The sequence below is a fragment of the Pedobacter sp. genome, from assembly GCF_035566355.1.
Lineage (GTDB): Bacteria > Bacteroidota > Bacteroidia > Sphingobacteriales > Sphingobacteriaceae > Pedobacter.
Window position 1 is genome coordinate 1 of the sequence record NZ_DATMRL010000552.1, and the last position, 5,264, is coordinate 5,264.

At 37.4% G+C, this 5,264-nt stretch carries 8 protein-coding genes; 3 read left to right on the forward strand and 5 right to left on the reverse strand.

Going from position 1 to position 5,264, the window contains the following annotated elements; translation table 11 throughout:
• From VNZ46_RS21600 to VNZ46_RS21620, 5 genes are all read right to left on the reverse strand, one after another.
• A partial coding sequence (locus tag VNZ46_RS21600; RefSeq protein WP_325562488.1) for an alpha/beta hydrolase-fold protein occupies window positions 1–403 on the reverse strand: 403 nt, incomplete at its 3' end.
• A 113-nt stretch (window positions 404–516) separates the two neighbouring features.
• Window positions 517–1,011, reverse strand: coding sequence for an SRPBCC domain-containing protein (locus VNZ46_RS21605; protein WP_325562490.1), 495 nt, complete (start codon window positions 1,009–1,011; stop codon window positions 517–519).
• A gap of 106 nt (window positions 1,012–1,117) precedes the next feature.
• Window positions 1,118–1,654 (reverse strand): dihydrofolate reductase family protein, encoded by a 537-nt coding sequence (locus tag VNZ46_RS21610; protein WP_325562492.1) that lies wholly within the window; start codon window positions 1,652–1,654, stop codon window positions 1,118–1,120.
• Window positions 1,655–1,720: 66 nt separating this feature from the next.
• Complete coding sequence (locus tag VNZ46_RS21615) at window positions 1,721–2,503, reverse strand: helix-turn-helix domain-containing protein (RefSeq protein ID WP_325562494.1); 783 nt, start codon at window positions 2,501–2,503, stop codon at window positions 1,721–1,723.
• Between the two features lie 33 nt (window positions 2,504–2,536).
• The gene (locus VNZ46_RS21620) at window positions 2,537–3,526 is read right to left on the reverse strand and encodes a GlxA family transcriptional regulator (protein ID WP_325562496.1); all 990 of its coding nucleotides are present in this window, start codon (window positions 3,524–3,526) and stop codon (window positions 2,537–2,539) included.
• A 91-nt stretch (window positions 3,527–3,617) separates the two neighbouring features.
• Here VNZ46_RS21620 and VNZ46_RS21625 point away from each other — a divergent pair, with 91 nt between their 5' ends.
• The 3 genes from VNZ46_RS21625 to VNZ46_RS21635 form a co-directional block, all read left to right on the forward strand.
• On the forward strand, window positions 3,618–4,121 hold the full coding sequence (locus VNZ46_RS21625; RefSeq protein WP_325562498.1) for a DinB family protein: 504 nt from the start codon (window positions 3,618–3,620) through the stop codon (window positions 4,119–4,121).
• Between the two features lie 14 nt (window positions 4,122–4,135).
• Window positions 4,136–4,846, forward strand: coding sequence for a hypothetical protein (locus VNZ46_RS21630; RefSeq protein ID WP_325562500.1), 711 nt, complete (start codon window positions 4,136–4,138; stop codon window positions 4,844–4,846).
• A gap of 179 nt (window positions 4,847–5,025) precedes the next feature.
• A partial coding sequence (locus tag VNZ46_RS21635) for a hypothetical protein (RefSeq protein ID WP_325562502.1) occupies window positions 5,026–5,264 on the forward strand: 239 nt, incomplete at its 3' end.

Sequence of the window (5,264 nt, forward strand, 5' to 3'; positions counted from 1 at the left end):
CGCCCCCTCCACTTACACTCATTTCATACTCTGGTAGGGCTTCAGGATATGTATCATCACGAGTTCTTAACGAGTCCATAGCAGAAAAATCCTTATAACCAATGCCTACCAGAATAACTTCAGGTGCTAACCCCACTTCTGAGTACTTATTGAGCGCAACAGCGACAATATCAAAGTAAAGGTTTCCATCGAGCAAGTATACCACCGGATATTTTTTTGAAGCCATACGATCATAGCCAATTGGTAAACTTATGGAGATAGAAAAAGAATCTGCTACAAATTTTGAGTAAACTCGTTCGGTATTTCGGTTTCCTATTCCAGAGTTCTTTGACAGTTGAGCTGGTGGTTGTGTGCAGCCAATGACCAGAAAGATAGCAACAGAGAACATCGATAACTTAATCATAATAAATGGATTAACTACACCAATATAAAACTTAATCCAATGTATTTTAGAAATTTAACACTCGTTAACCAAGAAGCTAATAGTAGTTATTTAGGAAAATTAGTCTGTTTAACTTAATTATTAATCATTGGCGGCAAGCCCTCATCCTTATTTCTAAGATCAAGCCCACCCTCATAAACGGACTTTAGATTAACCAGATAAAAGGCCCAGCCACTTGCACAGCCAAGCCTGATATACTGTTTAGAATGATCATCAGTAGGTATATTATAATGCTTTAACTCAACAATAGTATAACCCGATTTTTCTGTCAAAGTCACATCTACACAGCATTCTCCTTCAAAACTGAATTGAAAAAAATCTTTGCCATTTGCCTTTTTAATCAGCCCCGGCATGGGGTCCTCATATAAATACCAAAACCATTTATAAGCACAACCCTCTTTAACATTTACATCAGGGCCAATATTTGCCCCTTCATCATCAGTAAAGACAACTTGTTCAAGAAACCACCTCTCCAACTCCCCGGCCTTGGTCCAGGCGTTATAGATATCTGCTAACGGAGCCTTAACTGCGATAGTTTTAGTAAAGGAGGTCCAATCAAAATGATTCATAAGCGAGCAATAAATATGTTTTGACAATCATGAAATGATAAAAGTAAAGATATTAAAAAGTTCACAATCTAATTAGCAAAGACTAACTACCTCATCTAATAGTGCTTTACTTGCTATCAATACTGTAGCGAAGCGATATCAAACCAGTTTCGTAAGTCTTGCTTTCCAAAAGGGTTAACTTGATACGGCTCTTGTGCTTATAAAATAGAGATTTGCCACTTCCAAGAAGTACTGGATGCACCGACATCCATAATTCATCTACCAAACCTGCTTTTAAAAAAGCCTCTGCAAGCGAAGCACCACCAAATAACCAGATGTCTTTACCAGGTAGTTCTTTTATCCTTCTTACCTCAGCAATACTGTTTTCTGAAATCAGTTCAGCTCCCTTTTTTACAAATTTCAGCGTTCTTGAAAAAACATACTCAGTCATTGCTGGCATACCGGGCACGATTTCTCCATTATTGTCATCAGCATATTGCTGAGTCATCTCATAGCTTTTACGGCCGATAAAAATGGTATCTACACGAGTAAAGAATTCATTCAGACCATAATCCTGATCTGTAAAGCACCAATCATATTCTCCATTGGGACCTTCAATATACCCATCTAATGTTACAGCCAATCCTAATACTATCTTTCGCATATCTTTTGTTTTTTTGTATTACAAAATTGCGTAGATGCAATTATTTAAAATTGTACAAAACGGACACTAATATAGAATGTGCTGCGAATGCACTACCTGGCCAGGAGAATGTCCGGTATAAGTCTTATAATCACGATTAAAATGTGCCTGGTCATAATAACCACTTTTATAGGCAACTTCTGTAAGGGAGCGTGCCGGATATTCTTTTAGATAATCCAGTGAACAGATGAACCTGCTCACCTGAAGATATTCTTTTGGCGATAAGCCTACATATTGCTGAAACTTCCGCGAAAGATGTCGCTGACTGAGCCCAAGATCATTTGTGAGTTTACTCACGGTAATCAGTCCTCTGGAAAGCTGTACCTGATTAAGACAATAAGCCACTTGCGCATCGTAGGTATCTGAGGCTAATTGTTCCAACAAATACTTTTGTACCAGGTTTACACGCACTTCAGCATTACAGATATCGGCCAGCTTTTCCTCTATCTCCGCTGCCATGCCATTCCATAGATCAGACAGAGATACAGTCAAATCACTTAAGGCGTGCATTGGAAGTTGAAAAAAATTATATGCCATACCTGGATAAAAACAAATGGCAACACAACCAGTCCCCTTACGCATTTGCACATCCATAGGTCGACTCATACGAAAAGTAATGATACTTCTTTTGTGCAGTTCATCACCAATGATTGCCACAGGCGAATTTGTATAATTTACAAAAAGTTCTACACAAGTATCAGGCAATACGCGAATATGTTGCCTGTCTGCTTCTCCATCACAGTCCATAGAACAAATTAGTTTGATATAGGGTTGCAGACTTGGAATGATATCATAAAATTGCAAACGCATAATTTATAAATATAGGCCATTTTATCCATTAAATTAATTTGCAGTTTCCTTATTGTACCTACCACGATACTCCAATGGGGACATTCCTGTAATTTTCCTAAATATTTCACGGAATGCCTTAGTATCGGAATAACCAACCTCATACATCACTTCATGAATGGTTTTCCTGGTCGTTTCAAATGCCTTTTTTGCCGATTCAATTTTTGCCCGCTGGGTATATTCAACTGGGGTATTCCCTGTTGCTTTGATGAATCGCCGGTCAAAGCTTCTTCTTCCAACAGCAAATTTAGAGGATAGAGTTTCTACTGAAATTTTCTCATGTATTTTACTTTCAATATACTCTTGTGCTTTCTTTATCATTTCATCGCCATGCTGCTTCTGCCCGGTAAAGATGATAAATGCCGATTGACTTTGTCTATCCATTTCGATCTGAAAGATCTTGGAACAATAAATCGCCGTTTGCCGGTCATAATATTTTTCAACCAGGTAAATCATCAGATTCAGAAATGAATAGCCCCCACCATTGGTGTAAATGCGATGCTCATCAGTAATCAGTTTCTCCACCTGTAAATCCACTTTTGGAAACTTTTTCTTAAAAACATCAGCAAAACACCAATGCGTAGAACATTTTTTCCCATCCAATAAACCTGTTGATGCCAGCATAAAAGCACCGCTGCACATACTGGCTATTTCACAACCATTACGATAATTACGCATTACCCAATCAACCAGTTCCAGATTCTCCTTATTATTTTCGTCATAATCAAAAACCAGGGAGGGAATAATAATAAGATCTGTTTTTTTAACAGCAGAAATATGTTTCTGTGTCTTTAAGTCCAGCAAACCTTGCATAAACTTTGTATTCAGTGAAACGCCAGCCATTTCAACTTCATACAAAGCTTGTTTTCCATTTTCTTGCCAATAGTCGTTGGCTCTTGCTAATATTTCATAAGCACCTATAATACAAGCCATAGTACTTAAATTGGTATGGCCATTCGGAATAAGGATGGTGGTATGTTTCATTACATTCGTTTTAAGTAAAAATAAGTAGAATGCATGAAATAACTATTTATTGTTATTTGTTATATTTACTTTATTTCTAAGCAATTATCAAATGACACTGCAACTACTGACCATAGAATTTGAACATGAAGTAAACAGCACCCGTAAATTACTCCATGCCATCCCGGAAAAAGACCTCAGCTACAAACCCTCAGAAACTTCCTGGACAATGGGCCAGCTTGCCCAGCATATTGCAACCATTTACTACTGGTATGTGGGTACGCTCACTCAAGATATATATGATATGGCTGCCGACCACCTGGAGCGCGGCGACCCCAATGACATCCAGGCCACTTTAGCTCTTTTTGAAAGCAATGTAGAGAAAGCAAGAAAAGCATTAAATTCACTTACGGAACAGAAATTGCAAGACAACTGGACAATGAAAGTTGGCGACCGGGTCATTCTGGGACCCATGCCAAGGGGTATTGTTTCCCGTGGATTTCTTTTCAATCATATTTACCACCATCGCGGAGAAATGATCGTTTACTTGCGTGCCACAGGAAACAAAGTGCCAGGTATGTATGGTCCTACTTACGAGGACAGTATAAAAGGTTAGTTGGAGTAAATGACATGGGACAATATGTATTCATAATTTCATTACTACTATTTTCATGGCAAACCAGACAAGATCAATCTTCTAAACCGGATATTGTTATAACCTCAAAAAAAGAAACAAAACATATCATAAAAAAAGAAACAGAACTCCTCGAACATTTTGTAGACAGCACAAATATTGGAAAACCAAAAAAAAACAAATTCGAACTCTCACTTTTTAGAAATGCCGACAGCAGCTATGTGATTCTTCATTTCTATGTGAAATCGAATCAAAATAAATGGTTGCTAAAGCAAAAATTTAATTTCTCTGCAGATGACCTCTCCGGCTGTTTTACAGAACTATCCGACTTCAACAATGATGGTTTTAAAGATGTGACCTATAAATCGACCATTGCAGCGAGAGGAGCCAATGATGTCAGAAGACTTTTTATTTATGACAACAGTAAAGATCGGCTGATCTACATCAAAAATTCCGAGAACTACCCCAACTTAATGTACAACAAAAAATTAAACTGCATAGACGCCTTTTTAGTCCATGGAGGCTCAACCACTGTATTTTTAAAAATCGAAAAAGATAGCCTTAGAGAATTTGCCAGTGTAAATTTAGATGATAAAATAAATATCCAGCTTATAGATAAAAATGGAAAAAGAAAATATCTAATCAAAAACAAGAAAAATACTTTTGACCCATATACCAGATTTACAAACTTCAGCCCATTAGAATAATCTCGTTATCGTAGTATAGTAACGATACCACCCTACCACATCAAAGGATAAGTCATATTTATCCCGCTATCTGTTGTTGAACAGATCCATAATTACTAAATTTGGCCCGCATTAGAAAAAAATTGACACACTATAAAATCAGGTGATTCAATACGATCAACTTAACAAGTATAAAATAAATGGAAGAAAACGATTTTGTTTCGATTTGGCTGGAGGAAAGTGGAAACCCTGCAATTGAAGAGTTAACCAGAGTGAACCAGGAAATTGCAGATAAAACAGCAAGCTTTTTGTCAGAGAAAGGACTCAATTCGACCGATCTTTCGGCTATAGTAGACATCAATCACGACGAGATTACCAGGTGGTTAAATGGCGGGCATGCTTTCAGTATAAAAAAACTAAAAGAAATATCACAAACACT

Bases quoted from the DNA above. Each gene is read 5' to 3' on its own strand.
- VNZ46_RS21605 (WP_325562490.1), bottom strand. From the start codon at position 1,011: ATGAATCATTTTGATTGGACCTCCTTTACTAAAACTATCGCAGTTAAG.
- VNZ46_RS21625 (WP_325562498.1), top strand. From the start codon at position 3,618: ATGACACTGCAACTACTGACCATAGAATTTGAACATGAAGTAAACAGC.
- VNZ46_RS21615 (WP_325562494.1), bottom strand. From the start codon at position 2,503: ATGCGTTTGCAATTTTATGATATCATTCCAAGTCTGCAACCCTATATC.
- VNZ46_RS21610 (WP_325562492.1), bottom strand. From the start codon at position 1,654: ATGCGAAAGATAGTATTAGGATTGGCTGTAACATTAGATGGGTATATT.
- VNZ46_RS21630 (WP_325562500.1), top strand. From the start codon at position 4,136: ATGGGACAATATGTATTCATAATTTCATTACTACTATTTTCATGGCAA.
- VNZ46_RS21620 (WP_325562496.1), bottom strand. From the start codon at position 3,526: ATGAAACATACCACCATCCTTATTCCGAATGGCCATACCAATTTAAGT.